Below are 14,693 nucleotides of genomic sequence, written 5' to 3'. Positions count from 1 at the left end.
ACCGAATGTTTTACGCATAAGATGTGCTTGGTCTTCTGTTGGATACAAACGGAATTTATATGCTTTATTCTGCTTTGTCATATCATTTCACCTCACTTTTCACTTTGATTTTCAATATATGTTTTTATTACGTCTATTGGCGAACCACCAGTAGTTAGCAAGCAAAAGCTTCTTGACCAAAACATCTCTTTCCAAAGTTTCTTTTTCACTTGTGGAAAGTCTCTTTTAATAAGTCGAGAACTTGCACTTTTATAAGCATTGATGAATTTTGTCATTTCTGTATTAGGGTGTGCTTTGAACAAAATATGAACATGGTCTACATCATGATTCCATTCAACTAATGTGATGTTATAGTTTTCAGATAGTCGAACAAACATATCTTTTGCATAGTCTGACATATCATCATCAAACACATTTCTTCTGTATTTCACGACCAACACAAGGTGATAATACAACAAGAATACTGAATGGTTATTACTATCTAATTTCATTTATATACCAGCCTTTATAATTTATAAGACTGATTATATCAGAGGCAAAATAAAAAGGAAAACCTTTTGGCTACGCCAAACCGAAATTCATCTCCCACCTACCGTTGGGCTACGCCCTTCACACGCTTGAGGAAGGAGAATCCTTTCGGAAAATTCGTTAAAATTTAAAATAGAAAGAAGCTGAAAGTTTATGTATCAACAAAATTATGATGAATACTCATATGATTATACAAATAATCCTAGACAACAATCATTTGTAAATTTAGTAGGTCAGTTTCATATTCTTCCTCAGTCTGTTATTTTACCTAATGGTCAACAACTTCAAGCAGGAACGCGTGTTTTTATTTTTAGAGTAGCTTTTAATCAAATGGGGAACGAAGTGGTTACAATTGTATTCCCTAATGTAGTTGGTGGAAATGTTAGTCTTGGATTAGCGCCAGTTGCAGCTTCTCAACTTTCACCTGGTGGTGGGGTCATGTTCCCCCAAGTTGCCCCTATGCAACCTGGATTTGGTGGTAGATAAAAAAATTTAACAAATAATTTATTTCAGTATATAAAATTAATTAAGTATAGAAAAAACTACACTTAATATAGAAATGGGCCAGATTTTAAAAAAAAAGATCCTTTTTCAGTATCAATAACGAATTTCACGTCAACTAGCACCTCTTACGAGGCGCTAGTTGTTATTTTTGTTGTATATATATTAGAAGCATACGTTGGCCGCAAACTAAAAAGGAATAAGTTGATCAAAACGGCCATCTTATGCTTCTTGTTACAGTTTTAAACATAGAGTATACAAATTATTACACTTACTTTTCTTCACCGCTTGCTTGCATGGAATTAAACGCCCAATGTAATTTCAACGCATCTCCCCTGAAATACATTTTGGTCTTCACCGCTATCTACGAATGTGAACATTACATAAAATGTATCATCATCACCTGGAGTAAATCCATTTCCTTCTCGATCTACAATACCTTTCTTTACAAGGTCAGGAATACTTCCATTTTGCGTAGCTACCTTTAATTCAGATAATGTAGAATAGTACGTTTTTACTTTACTCGTTGTACTCTTTATACTTTTAATAATTATTGGATGCAGTTGCTTCTGCTAAAATACTAAGGGAAAAGACACTCTTATTTGGGTGTCTTTTCTTTATTTCTCAATATAAGAGCTATAAAAATATGCTATGATTTTAATAGAAATTCCCTTGTGTGCAATGAGATAGTAATACCCAACAAAAACCCACCTATTTCCGTAGGTGGGCCTTATCTTTATTACACAATCCAAATTATACTCTGATTTTTCCATCAACTTTATGTAATTATACATATCTACAAAAATTACACCAAATAAATATTATATATAGTAAAATAATAAACGTGGATACATTCTATAAAGCAGATTCTTTTGAAAGGCGTAACATACCAATCATTATGGAAGGTGTCGCGTCACTCTAATACTGATCTCAAATCTCTTGTACTTTGTAAACTAACAATCTGGTGTATATAGACGATTCTGTTTTATAGGGTGTGTTTACACGTATAACAAAGGGATAATACGGATAAGTTTATACTAAATGAACGTGGTTCAAGTCGGAGGAAGGCACCTTAGGGTGTCTTTTTTTGTACATAATAAAAGCCTCACCATCCTATGGAAACGGTAATTCCTTTAAAACAAATATTAATTGTAAATATATTAATTTTACATTACATTAAAAGTTAGAGAAAGCTCTTATACTAATACAGTGCTAAATAGTAGGTGAAAAAATGGAATTTAACGATTTGGGTATTACCATTAAAGAACTTAGAATAAAAAAAAACATATCACAATCCGAATTGTGTCATGGAATTTGTTCACAAAGTCAAATTAGCAAGATCGAAAAAGGTGTGATTTATCCATCTAGCATATTGTTATATCAATTATCAGAAAGACTTGGCATTGATCCGAATCATATATTTGCACTAACTCAAAACAAAAGATTAAAATATACAGAAAATGTAAAATACGTAATAAAAGATTGCTTAAAGCAAAAACAATATAAAGAACTTTATGAAATAGTAAAAAAAGAGAAAAACTTAAATAATTTTCAAACAAAAGAAGAGAAACAATTTCTAATATGGCATGAAGCAATCGCTATTTTTGAGGTAAATAGATCAACAAAAACTGCTTTAACTCTTTTAAATCATGCATTAAAACTAACTTTAACCAATTCTGATTTTTTATCAGAAAGAGAAATACATATTATGCAGACAATGGCTATATTTCATGGAGAAAACAAAGAATATGAAAAAAGTATTACGATATTAAAAAGATGTTTAACTAATTTTAATAAGTTAGATCTTCCTAGAGATAAAGAAATTAAATTAAAAATCATTTTCAATTTGGCAAAATGTTTAGACTTCACATATCAACATGAAGAGGCAATAAAATACATTGATAGGGGCATCAAATTAGCAATTAATCTAAATACTTTATACTTATTAGGTGAACTATTCTATTTAAAAGGTCAGTGTTTATTAAAGATTAAACAACACAATGTAGAAGATGTTGTTTATAACTGGAAAAAAGCATTATTTATATTTGAACTAACAGAAAAAGAATATTATATAAAAATGGTACAAGATGAACTTATTGAAATACAAAATAAAAAACACTCATAATTTCGTAAAAACTACTTAAAAAACCCACAGGAAAAGTTTCCGTAGGTTTTACATTTATAAACATCTTATTTTTTTTATAAACTTAATTTTTAAACATTATTACTTAATGTGAATTTTCGAATAAAAGTTTACTTAACGTATTTTTTATTTTGAAATTTGCATCCCTATTAATACTTTATACTTCTTTTCACTTGAACCATCTTAATTTTAAGATGGTTCAAGTGAGAGGATGGCACCTTAGGGTGTCTTTTCTTTATGGATAAAAAAGTATCATCATTCGTATACTATACGTCTCAAACATATAGTATGCAAATTACTACGCTTACTTTTCTTCACCGCTTGCTTGCATGGAATTAAACGTCCAATTTAATTTCAATGCATCTCCCTGGAATACATTTTGGTCTTCACCGCTATCTACGAATGTAAACATTACATAAAATGTATCATCATCACCAGGAGCAAGTCCATTTCCTTCTCGGTCTACCACACCTTTTTGTACAAGATCCGGAATACTTCCATTTTGCGTAGCTACCTTTAATTCAGATAATGTAGTAGACCAAATTGGAACCTCATTTTTATCCAAATTCCACAAGAAATCAACACGGATATGATCACCAAAATCAGCATTTCCATTATCCCCTTTCGCATCGATTACACTGTAATCTGTCAGGAGTTTCACATCTCCTATTGCTAAGGTTCCTTTGTTAACTAATTGAAAACCGCGCTCCATTTCATCGCCTGGTTTCAAATTGTCGACATTAATAACAACTTCAGGATTCACACTCAAATCTAAAGTACCCGCTGCAAACGTATTTTGTGATACTTCCTTATCACTAAAATATGCATATGTTCCCCCGCCAATTAAGGATAAGCCAAGCGCTGCAGTTATAACACCCATACCAAGTTTTTTCTTCATACTCATTTCACAAGTCCCCCTATTTTTAAAGGTCAAATTACAAAACTTATTTCCATCCCACAAACAATACTAATTAAGCAACCACCTTGTCACATAATGAAAGCGAACTCACTTTAAACTAGCTATTTCATGCACCCAAACAATTATTACTTTTAAAATGACCGGTAATGTTACCGTAAATCATTACCGGTCATTTGTTACCCAATCCCATTTCATTTACTATTCATTGTCTGATTACTTTATTTACTCTAGAAGTTTTCCTACTTATTTTTTTGGTTCTAAACCAATAGAGCGTAAAATTTTCTCTAACGTCACTGGCCCTACATTTTCTTTCGGTTTCTGATTTTCTTTAGCATCTGGACCCTTTTTCAAGAAGTTTTTCTCAATAAAACGAATATCAGTTTCGTTTACAACACCATCTTGATTCACGTCACCATCTTTAACAGACACTTTTCCTTTTTCATATGACAGAGCTGCTATTCTAGCATCTTGAATATCTACCATTTTATCGCCGTTTACATCACCTGCAAGGTTATCATCCATGTCAGCTCTAAAGTTTTGTCCCACTAATTCTCCGTCTTGCATTTTCCCTATTTTTGATGTTAATTTACTATTTAAATGACCTGGCATTTCTACGAAAATATCATATTCTTTATCGCTTACTGGGACACTATGAATTTCAAATTGCCCGTTATCACCAATCGTTCCTGTATATTTCTTTCCATCCTTGCCAACTGCGTACACTTTTGCTCCTAGTTTTGTATAGTCTTTCTTACCTAAATACCCCTCTTCATTCAAGAAAGCTTCCGGACCAATATATCCTGTAACCGTTGAATGTTTCGAAACAATAGCAAAAGATTTATCTTTAAACGCAGGAATCTCAATGCCTTCTGATGCACCAGCTTTTGTATAAGAGAACTTATCTACTCCAAATGCAGTTAAATCATTAAAGTATTCATCGTTCGTCATCTCGAATGTAACATCTAAAAATGGTGTATCACCATCTAATCCTTTAAATTCTTTTCCTTCCAATGACGCGCCAACTTTCACCTTGTTTTCCCAAGCTCCTTCTTCATTTACCTTTGGATCTTCTAATTTAAGATTCAGTCCATGTTGTTTTACATATTCCGTAAGTGCTGGATTTGGTTTCACATCTGTAAATTTAAATAGCTGCTTGTAATAAGGAATTTCAAATGTACCTGACATAAGCTGTTTTACATTATTGAGATTCAAAGTTAACGTAATTTTTTCTCCTAATTTGATTTTCTCTTTGTCATAACTTGGAACAGCGTATTCTGTCCCTTCCTTTACAAAGACGTAATCTTTATATCCAGTTGCCATATTCCCTGCAGTTGCAAGATCATATCCAAATAATTTTAGATTTAACGGCTCGTTTATTTCCTCTGGAAGTACTCCAAATTTAAAATCACCATTTGCTTGAATTGTATTCAGCCAACCTGATGGAAAGGCTGAGTTTTGATAATATACAATTTGATTCGCTTTTTGATCATACTGCAAGCCTTTTGCCTTTAATGCATCTACTGTAGAATCATAAATATTACCATGCACCCATAAAGCCCGCTGGCCGTCTTCTTCTTTAAACATAGAATCATTGACTTCGTGTATACCAGGTTGTACATCCTTAAATTTCATTTCAGGTATTATATTATCAATGATAATGCTATCGCCTTTTGTATAAGATTTTCCTTGTTTATCATATCCAACAAAGTTCAATTCGTAATCTCCATCAGGCAACATAACAGGTTTATCCGCAATTGGATGAGCTGGATCTCCTGTAAATGGAAGTACATACCCTCCCATACCAGAAAACATCATATATTCAACATTCGGTGTTAGACTACTTGCATTAAGTGTACCAACGACTCCTAATGCCTTCCCAGTCTTTCGGTCCTTCACAACTGCATCAATGGTTTCAAGAGGACTATTCAATTTAAATGTCAACGGCGAACTTGGTCTTTCCATAAACGGATGGAATTTAGAAGCATCTGTTGCCATTGCATCCCTCAGTAAATCTACAGACGCAATCCCTTTTTCTGTGAATTTAACTGCAAATGGTACTTGATATACTTCTTTTTCATTGTTTTTATTTGTAATATGAATATATCCCTCATATCTACCAAATTCAGCGTTTCCTGGAATGATAATTTCAGGGCTAATTTCCTCTGATGTACCAGGAGCTACTTTAATAGACTCTGGTACGTTTAGCTTCACACCATTCTTCGCTGCATCTTGCACACCTACACTTGTAGGTGAAAACTCTACTTCTAATTTAAACTCTTTCCCATCTGTTTTACTGCTGTTCTTAATTAAGACTTTTCGACTATCTTTAATAGGCCCAGTTTCTAGTTGATTTTTATATCCAAATGCAATAGAACCTGTTTTTTCTTCAATTTCTACTTCTTCATCATCTACAACGTTTGATGTTTTATCGATAACCTCGATAGATGTATCTGCATGAACTGCACGATATGCATCAATTCGTCCTGAGCCCACCTCAAATACAGAACGCTCCTCTTTTAAGTCAACTGCGGTATTCATAAGTGCTTCTTTTACTTCAAACGGACTATAGTTTGGATGTTCTTGTAAAATGAGTGCCGCTACCCCTGCAGTATGAGGAGTTGCCATAGAAGTACCTGACATACGTCCATACGCAACCGGATAATTTTCTCCATCCTTTGGATCATTAATATATTCAGGAACAGTTGAGAAAATAGACACACCTGGTGCTACAATATCTGGCTTAATATCATCTGTTTTAGTTGCAGGACCACGGGAGCTGAAATCAGCTAAGCGATCTCCCTCTGTTTTTATATTACTTAGTTCCCCAAATACTAACGACACATCTCCTTGTACAGCTTTTGCTTGTAATTTCTCACCATCTACTTTTGTTAAGCGGAACGATGGAATAGATGAAGTATTTTCCCCAAGGTAACTTGTAATTTCACCATCTACATTGTTATATACGATTACCGCCTTTGCGCCTGCTTCCTTAGCATTTCTAATTTTTTCATCAAATGTAATCTCACCGCGTTGGATAAGAGCTAACTTCCCTTTTACATCTTTCCCTGTAAAATCACCTGATTTCCCAAGCCCTGCATATACAACTGATACGGATTGACCTTTCAAATCTTCAATCTTATCAGTAAAGCTTTTTCCAAGTAGCATCATCTTATCCACATGTAAATCACCTGCATCTGCAGAAAACGTTGGGATTGTCATTGCAGCGTCACTGGCTCCCACTGTAATTGGAAGTGCCGCTGCACTAGGTGATCCAATGGTACCTTCTTCCGGACCACTATTACCAGCTGCTACTACTGTAACAACACCAGCTAACATCGCATTATTCACTGCGACAGAAGTAGGATATAAAGGATCATTAATAGACGCTCCTAGTGATAAATTGATAACATCCATATCGTCTTTCACTGCTTTATCAATCGCAGCAAGAATACCGCTTGTTTGTCCACTTCCATATGGACCTAATACGCGATAGGAATATAAATCTACATCTGGAGCAACACCCTTCACTGCATAATCCACACTATTCTGTTTATCTGCAGCAATTGTCCCAGCTACATGCGTACCATGGGATGTATAATATGCACTCCCCTCATAAATCTCAGGATATCCTCCAGAATTTTGCCAATCCTTATACGTTGTCTCCATTGGATCAGCATCATTATTAACAAAGTCCCATCCTTTTATTGAGTTCGGATCTATTTTGCTTGGATCCTCACCTTGCTTTGCACGATATCCTTTATATACATCTTTCAAATCCGGGTGGTTGTAATCAATACCGGTGTCTAGTACACCTACCTTAATTCCTTTACCTGTTATTTTTTCATCATGCAGCTTGTCCACACCAATTTGCGGTACACTATCTGCCATTTTTGGTTCAACTGCAGTCTTAGCTGTTTCTTTCGGCAAATCTATTTTAACCTCATGATCTTCCCATACACGCTTAACGATACCGGTACGAACTAAGTCTTCAATCATGTTCCCAGGTAACGAAATCGCTACACCATTAAAAGCATTCTTATATTCTCTTGTTATTTTTGCAGATTTTAAATTTGTCGCTTTCTCTTTATTCTTTTGAAGCTGTTCAAGCTCTGCTTTAAACCCTTTATGTGATGCTTCTACCTTTTGTTCCGCATTTGAAAGAGCTACCTTTTTCCCTTTAGCCGCTTGTTTTAATACCTCGATTTTGCTAGGCGCTTGCTTAAACTCTATAATTACATTCACATTATTAGGACTTGCTGTATTGATACCTGGCGAAATAACAAAACCTGGTTTTGTATCTAACGTTTTTAAGGCATTACGTTGTTCCTTTGTAAGACCTTTCAAGATAGCATTTGCATCATCAATTCCAGTTAAAGTAGATGTATTTACCTCTTCAGCTAAGACGTTATATGGAATTCCTTGAGACAATAGCATTCCAGCTGTTAACGTTCCAATAAGAATCTTTCCAAATTTCCCTCGTTTCATATTGCATCTCCCCATTATTAATATTATTTTTTGAAACAAATTGATTCTTAACTTCCCATGTAGCATTGGAAACTCTATTAATCTTAATCTTGTGTATCATGAAAGATTTCCAACACTACTACCATCCCCATACCTCATGTAACTAATCACTTACTTTTCTCTTTCTATAAGAGCCCCCCATCATTTATTTCCAACAAAGGATTTTCACAAAATGAATTATTAACAAGGTTAAAATGTAATTCTATTTTGATTATTTCACATTTTGATTATTCTGAAAATTGAACAAAAGGAGTATCTTTTCTCTAAGGATTCTATGCCTACATAGTACAAAAGAACTATCTTGTCCTTTATTCCTTGTGATACAGAATAAAGCAACATGATAGTTCTTTGAAAAATCTCTTATTTAATCCAACGGAACCAATTGATTTCGAACTGCATAAATCACTGCTTGCGATCGACTTTTCACATTTAGTTTTTTAAAAATTTTATTGATGTGAATTTTAACGGTTTTATCACTAATATATAGAACTTCAGCAATTTCTTTATTACTAAGTCCTTTTACTAGTTCAAAGAGAATTTCCTTTTCACGTTCCGTCAGTTCATTTTCATTTGATTCTACTTTCATTTTTTGCTGATGATATGTAATTAATTTTTTAGTCATACGTGGATGAATAACGGAATCGCCTCGATATAACATTCGAATTGCTGCCACTACCTGCTCCGATGATGAATCCTTTAATAAATAACCATCAGCACCGGCCTGGAGTGCATCCATTAAATACTCATCATGCTCATACATTGTAAACACAAGTACTCGGCAATTCGGATATTTTTTTTTCACTAACTCTGTAGCTTCAATCCCATTTTTCCCTGGAAGGTTAATATCCATCAAAATACAATCTGGTCCGCATTCTTCTACTTTTCCCAATACTCCATCCCCAGAGCTAGCTTCTCCAACCACTTTCATATCAGATTCATCCTCTAGTATGCTCCGAATTGCATCCCGTAAAAAAGCATGATCATCTACTACTAATATTTTAATCATTTTACGCACCCCTTGTTTGTGAATCTGGAATTAACAGTGTAATTTCTGTCCCTTTCCCTACGGAACTATCAATCTGTAAAGTAGCCCCTAATTGTTCAGCTTGCTCATTCATATGTAATATACCATAATGTGGCTCATTCTTTGTTTTCACCATAGACTCAAACAGTGAAAAACCAACTCCATTATCCTTAACTCTTAAAAGCACGTGCTCACTTTGATAACTGAGTAAAACATCAGCCTTTTTTGCTTGTGCATGTTTTACAATGTTTTGCAAACTCTCTTGCAATGTGTCAAAAATAACTCTTTCTTTGGAAAAGCTCAGCGCACGTGCATGACCTCTTTCATGATATGTAATATCTAGTTCATATTCTTGTTTTAAAGATTTTATTTTACTTGCTATCGCCTGCTTAAGGCCTAATTGTTGTGTCGGATATGGTTTTAAAGCATAAATAGAATAGCGAACTTCTCCTAGGCTTCCTCTTAAATCTTTTATGCTTTTCTCCACTACTTGCTGCATATCTATTGGTTTATCACGGTATTTTTTCTGCGCGGATTCTAGTTGGAATATCACCCCGGCTAATGTTTGCGCAATACCATCGTGAATTTCTCGGGCGATTCTATTTCTTTCTTCTAGAATCATTCTTTTTTCTTGTTCAGAAATCAATATCCTTGTTTTAACTACATTAGCTAATTGGTTAGAAAATGTAGCCAACGACTGTACATCTTCTGGGAAGAAACCCGCATTTCTACTCTTCCCTGCAACAAACATCCCGACTAGTTCATCATTTACAATAAGAGGAAAATATACAAGTGAGCGTATGACACTATCAAATATTTCATCTCCAGGAGCCGTACCAATTTTCCAATCATTAAATACAATATTCTTAGAAAGTTCCTCAAACGCTCGAAAATTTTCTAAATGATCAGAAATATCAGATTGGACTTTTCCATCTTTTAACAGAATATTCCAGTTCCCATCATCTTTTGTCCATATTACATATGCTTGTATACCAAAAAAACCTTTAAGTGCTTGTTTAATATGCTTCAAGTTTCCTCCGGTTAATCCTCGACTAATTTCGGTCGTAATAAGAAATAGCTCATATAATCGTTCCTTCTCCATCCTTATCCGTACAGAAAAAGAACTAATAATGGAAGTTGCTACAAGTGGAAAAAAGAAAAACAGTACTGTAATCTCGTTTACTTCCACACTATATGTACTAATTAATACGTGCATTAGTGCCGCATAAGAGAAACCAAAAGTTTCGCAAAGAAATACCGTTACAGTTTTTTTATACCACTGATAGATTGAATATGGCTGCGGAAGGAGTATCATTAACAAGTCGTAAAAGCGATTGTTGAAAAAACAAAAAATCACGCAAAATAATAACAAAGATATTAAATTCTCATACAGAACTGACATACCTATCTTATTAACTATTAAGGACATACATTTGTCTGAAAACCATTCGGCCAAGAACAAACTAAGTGCATGCTGAGTACTATTAAATAGCATTCTTTGTATCGGTGAACGACGATGCAGGTGAATAATTAGCGTGACGAGTACAATAGCAACAATAGTTATATGGATTCCAAACTGCCAACTCATAGCGTAAATTATCGGAAAGGTAAGCGAGCTAGTTCCTCTCCAAAATCTTACAGGAAAATACTCAGCAATCCCCATAAATAGTAACAACACTATTAGTATTGTTGGATGAGAAGGGATTTTAATTTCAAGTAAAGATATAGTTATAGTAACCAAACCAAGAAAAGAAATAAAATAAAGATAAGAACTAGCAATCTTTTCTCTCATAAAGATAGAATTTACATCTTTCAAAACAACCCCTTCTTTCCTTATAAAAACTTCATTTTCTCTATTATCCAACAAAAAACCGGCACTGGCAAAATGGAAGGACATCCACTAGCCAATCACCGGCTGTGTACTGCACCTATAAAGGCAAGACACAATACTAGTATATAACAGGTTGTAAAGTTTACCCATTAGTCAAATGGTGTAATTGTACATACTTTTAGACTTAGTTCTACTAGTACAAAAGATGTATACAGAATTTTAATTTTGATTTACTAAAACAATTCTAAAAAATAGAAAGGCAACCTTAAAGGGTTAGCGTTATTGCAAATCAAGATAATAAAACCGCATCTCCAATTATTAGATAACTATCTAATCCATTGGAAATGCGGTTTACTTAGGTCATTAATGTTTCAACTATTCTCTTTATTTGAAAATTACATCTACCATACTAATTTAATATTATATTCCTGAAGCCAACTATTAACTTGAAGTAAATAATCTATTATACCTCTTGCATCATTACCTGAAATTACTTCGTCGTTTCCTTCTGCAATAGCACGAACTCTTTCTACATTAATTAATGGCAAAATAGGTGATTCAGGATTGTTCAACACATGTAACATCCAATCACTAATACCTTGTAGATAAGAGGCATCCTTAGTGCTTGGATATGCACTTTTTTTGCGATAACGTACATCTTCTGGAAGTACATTTTCAAAAGCTCTACGTAAAATACCTTTTTCAATATTGTCTATGCTTTTCATTTCGAATGGGACATTCCATAGGTATTCTACAAGTCGGTAATCGCAAAATGGAACTCGTACTTCAAAGCCATTCATCATGCTTGTGCGATCTTTTCGTTCTAGCATAAATGGCAAGAAACGTGTAATAAACATGTAAGACATTTGACGTTGCTTCATTTGCAGATCACTTTCACCTTCTAAAAAGGGAACCTCAGCAACTGCATCTTCAAATTTTTGTTTTTGATATTTTTCAGGACTAATCTTCGCTTTAAAATCCTCTGATAGAATTTCTGTACTATACCATAAATTAACACTCCAAGGGAATATCTCTGCATCTAGAAACTTCTCTTGATGGAACCATGGATATCCTGAGAATACTTCATCTGCGGATTCGCCTGAAAGTGCAACTGTTGCGTCTTTCTTCATTTCCTTAAATAACAAATAAAGAGACGTTTCTAGTTCTCCAACTCCAGGTAGATCACGCGCTCGCATTGGAGTTAATAAATACTCTATTAAACTATCTGATCCTAACTCTATAGAATGATGCTTTGTTCCTACATATTCAGCCACACGTTTCACCCAAGGTTCATCACGATCAAAACGAAGGAAGTCTTGCTCAAAGTCTTTTTCATCATTGATGAAATTCAGGGAATATGTATGAAGACGTTCCCCTTTATTCCCAAATTCTTTTCCTGCTAAACCTGTTAAACCACTGGAATCTAAACCTCCGGAAAGCATAGATACCACTGGTTTATCAGCAATTAACTGACGTTTTACCGTATCTTGTAAAATGGAACGGATTGTCTCAACTGTTGTATCAATATCATCTACATGTTCTTTACTTTCAAGTTTCCAATACTGTGTCGTAGTCGAGCCATTAGGGGTAAACGTCATGTAATGCCCAGCACGCACTTCATGTATATCCTTGAAAATAGCATGACCAGGAGTACGTGTTGGTCCAAGACAAAATATTTCAGAAAGTCCTTCTTTATCTACCTCTGCATCTACAAGCGGATGCGAAAGTAAAACTTTTAACTCTGAACCAAAGAGAATTGCGCTTCCCCTTTGAGCGAAAAATAAAGGCTTCACACCTAGATGATCACGACCAAGCATCAATTTCCCAAATCTTTCATCCCAAATACCAAAAGCAAAAATCCCATTTAAGTGTTGAACACAATCTTCTTGCCACTCTAAGTAAGCATGTAATAATACCTCTGTATCTGACTTGGTCTGAAATTCATGACCTTTCTCCTCAAGTTCTTTACGTAATTCTTGATAGTTATAAATTTCTCCATTGAACGTAAGGCCAATCGTATCATTTCCATCTTTATACAGCATAGGTTGAAGGCCACCTTCAGGATCAATGACGATGAGACGTCGATGACCTAATGCCGCTCGTTTTGAAAACCAATGCCCCTCTGCATCAGGCCCTCGGTGAATGATAGCATCTGTCATTTTTTTTAACGTTTCTTGTTCATGAGACAGGTCTTTAGACCAGTCTATCCACCCTGCAATTCCACACATAGTGTCTACCTTCTCTCAAATAGTATAGAAACCGACTAAAATCAAATATCAGTCGGTTTTCCGTAAAAAAATCCGACTAAAATCATCTTTTAGTCATGTTTATATAATAAAATGAATTGAATAAAAAATCAAATAATTCAATCAAGAAAGAAGTCACTGTCCCCTTTCATTTGAATTCTCATCGTCCGATTATAAAAATTATTACCTCAAACTTTCACCTTTATCCCTAGGTTATAAAGGTGCATTCTATTATAGTTATATACTAGAAATAAAAATGGTGTATGTTATTCTATAAGAAACAAATAGAGGAATTTCTATTAGGAGTTACAAAATTACAAATGAACTGATACAGTATGTAAAGACCGAAAACTTCGCTAAATATATCAAGGATAGGGTGTAGACAATGATCAAATTAGACAAAGAGAATAAAAAGATGAAAATCATTCAATCTGCCACAATACTGTTCTCTACGCGTGGTGTCCGTAACACGACGGTTGATGAAATTGCAAAGACAGCTAAAGTTGGTAAAGGTACTATTTATTATTACTATACAGATAAAACTGAAATATTATGCGACTGCTATATGCGTCATATTCAGCTCAAACGCTCACAATTATTTAATTTATATAAAGAAGAAAAAGATGTTTTACTTCGAATACAAAAAATTCTTCATTATATCAGCCTAGAATATCATCAAGATCCGTTTGTTTCTACACTCTTTCAAGAATATAAAGAGTACCATTCACCTGAAATTACAACTTGTTTTAAACAATCTGAAGAAGAAGCAATTAACATGATAAGTGATTTACTCGAAAAAGGTTATCAGCAAGGAGCTTTGCATAAGGTACCATTACCGCTTACAGCTTTTATGTTAGTACGAATGATTTTTAACTACGAACAGGATTATATAAAAAATGATAAAAGTGATACAGAATTTCTGCAGTTGCTAAAACATATGCTTCTTAAAAACTAGTTTTAACCACATACAAAAAATA

At 34.2% G+C, this 14,693-nt stretch carries 10 protein-coding genes and 2 pseudogenes; 4 read left to right on the top strand and 8 right to left on the bottom strand.

What is annotated here, in order from left to right; genetic code table 11:
* Both EBQ15_RS29425 and tnpA read right to left on the bottom strand, forming a co-directional pair.
* Positions 1-81, bottom strand: an 81-nt coding sequence (locus tag EBQ15_RS29425; protein WP_164514041.1) for a helix-turn-helix domain-containing protein, incomplete at its 3' end; no start/stop codon positions are given.
* 11 nt (positions 82-92) lie between these two features.
* A complete protein-coding gene (tnpA, locus tag EBQ15_RS29420) occupies positions 93-491 on the bottom strand; it encodes an IS200/IS605 family transposase (protein ID WP_000762749.1) in 399 nt (132 codons plus the stop codon).
* A gap of 190 nt (positions 492-681) precedes the next feature.
* Between tnpA and EBQ15_RS29415 the strand changes: the two genes are divergently transcribed.
* Positions 682-1,014 carry a hypothetical protein gene (locus tag EBQ15_RS29415; protein WP_000284732.1) on the top strand — a complete coding sequence of 111 codons (333 nt, stop codon included), beginning with the start codon at positions 682-684 and terminating at the stop codon, positions 1,012-1,014.
* Between the two features lie 286 nt (positions 1,015-1,300).
* On the opposite strand, the pseudogene EBQ15_RS29410 reads toward EBQ15_RS29415, so the two are convergent.
* A pseudogene (locus EBQ15_RS29410) lies at positions 1,301-1,532 on the bottom strand (TasA family protein); the annotation flags it as partial.
* 10 nt (positions 1,533-1,542) lie between these two features.
* Here EBQ15_RS29410 and EBQ15_RS31745 point away from each other — a divergent pair.
* Positions 1,543-1,605: pseudogene (locus EBQ15_RS31745) on the top strand (YjcZ family sporulation protein); the annotation flags it as partial.
* Between the two features lie 655 nt (positions 1,606-2,260).
* Positions 2,261-3,154, top strand: coding sequence for a helix-turn-helix domain-containing protein (locus EBQ15_RS29400; RefSeq protein WP_000395477.1), 894 nt, complete (start codon positions 2,261-2,263; stop codon positions 3,152-3,154).
* Between the two features lie 322 nt (positions 3,155-3,476).
* Here EBQ15_RS29400 and EBQ15_RS29395 read toward each other — a convergent pair whose 3' ends face one another.
* From EBQ15_RS29395 to asnB, 5 genes are all read right to left on the bottom strand, one after another.
* Positions 3,477-4,076, bottom strand: coding sequence for a TasA family protein (locus tag EBQ15_RS29395; protein WP_000061951.1), 600 nt, complete (start codon positions 4,074-4,076; stop codon positions 3,477-3,479).
* 258 nt (positions 4,077-4,334) lie between these two features.
* Entirely contained in the window at positions 4,335-8,576 is a 4,242-nt protein-coding gene (locus EBQ15_RS29390; RefSeq protein WP_000820214.1) for a S8 family serine peptidase, read from the bottom strand.
* A 403-nt stretch (positions 8,577-8,979) separates the two neighbouring features.
* On the bottom strand, positions 8,980-9,621 hold the full coding sequence (locus tag EBQ15_RS29385; RefSeq protein ID WP_000590673.1) for a response regulator: 642 nt from the start codon (positions 9,619-9,621) through the stop codon (positions 8,980-8,982).
* A 1-nt stretch (position 9,622) separates the two neighbouring features.
* Positions 9,623-11,455, bottom strand: coding sequence for a GAF domain-containing sensor histidine kinase (locus EBQ15_RS29380; RefSeq protein ID WP_033684014.1), 1,833 nt, complete (start codon positions 11,453-11,455; stop codon positions 9,623-9,625).
* A gap of 416 nt (positions 11,456-11,871) precedes the next feature.
* The gene (gene asnB, locus EBQ15_RS29375; RefSeq protein ID WP_000333849.1) at positions 11,872-13,698 is read right to left on the bottom strand and encodes an asparagine synthase (glutamine-hydrolyzing); all 1,827 of its coding nucleotides are present in this window, start codon (positions 13,696-13,698) and stop codon (positions 11,872-11,874) included.
* A 403-nt stretch (positions 13,699-14,101) separates the two neighbouring features.
* On the opposite strand from asnB, the gene EBQ15_RS29370 reads away from it, so the two are divergent.
* Positions 14,102-14,671 carry a TetR/AcrR family transcriptional regulator gene (locus tag EBQ15_RS29370; RefSeq protein ID WP_000593049.1) on the top strand — a complete coding sequence of 190 codons (570 nt, stop codon included), beginning with the start codon at positions 14,102-14,104 and terminating at the stop codon, positions 14,669-14,671.
* The last annotated feature ends 22 nt before the right edge of the window (positions 14,672-14,693 follow it).

The sequence above is a fragment of the Bacillus sp. 2D03 genome, from assembly GCF_003946765.1.
GTDB classification, from domain to species: Bacteria; Bacillota; Bacilli; order Bacillales; family Bacillaceae_G; genus Bacillus_A; species Bacillus_A cereus.
This window is presented reverse-complemented; position numbering and strand designations above follow the sequence as displayed.

Excerpts from the sequence above, each read along its gene's own strand:
- tnpA (WP_000762749.1), bottom strand. The coding sequence starts at position 491 with ATGAAATTAGATAGTAATAACCATTCAGTATTCTTGTTGTATTATCAC.
- EBQ15_RS29415 (WP_000284732.1), top strand. The coding sequence starts at position 682 with ATGTATCAACAAAATTATGATGAATACTCATATGATTATACAAATAAT.
- EBQ15_RS29400 (WP_000395477.1), top strand. The coding sequence starts at position 2,261 with ATGGAATTTAACGATTTGGGTATTACCATTAAAGAACTTAGAATAAAA.
- EBQ15_RS29395 (WP_000061951.1), bottom strand. The coding sequence starts at position 4,076 with ATGAGTATGAAGAAAAAACTTGGTATGGGTGTTATAACTGCAGCGCTT.
- EBQ15_RS29390 (WP_000820214.1), bottom strand. The coding sequence starts at position 8,576 with ATGAAACGAGGGAAATTTGGAAAGATTCTTATTGGAACGTTAACAGCT.
- EBQ15_RS29385 (WP_000590673.1), bottom strand. The coding sequence starts at position 9,621 with ATGATTAAAATATTAGTAGTAGATGATCATGCTTTTTTACGGGATGCA.
- asnB (WP_000333849.1), bottom strand. The coding sequence starts at position 13,698 with ATGTGTGGAATTGCAGGGTGGATAGACTGGTCTAAAGACCTGTCTCAT.
- EBQ15_RS29370 (WP_000593049.1), top strand. The coding sequence starts at position 14,102 with ATGATCAAATTAGACAAAGAGAATAAAAAGATGAAAATCATTCAATCT.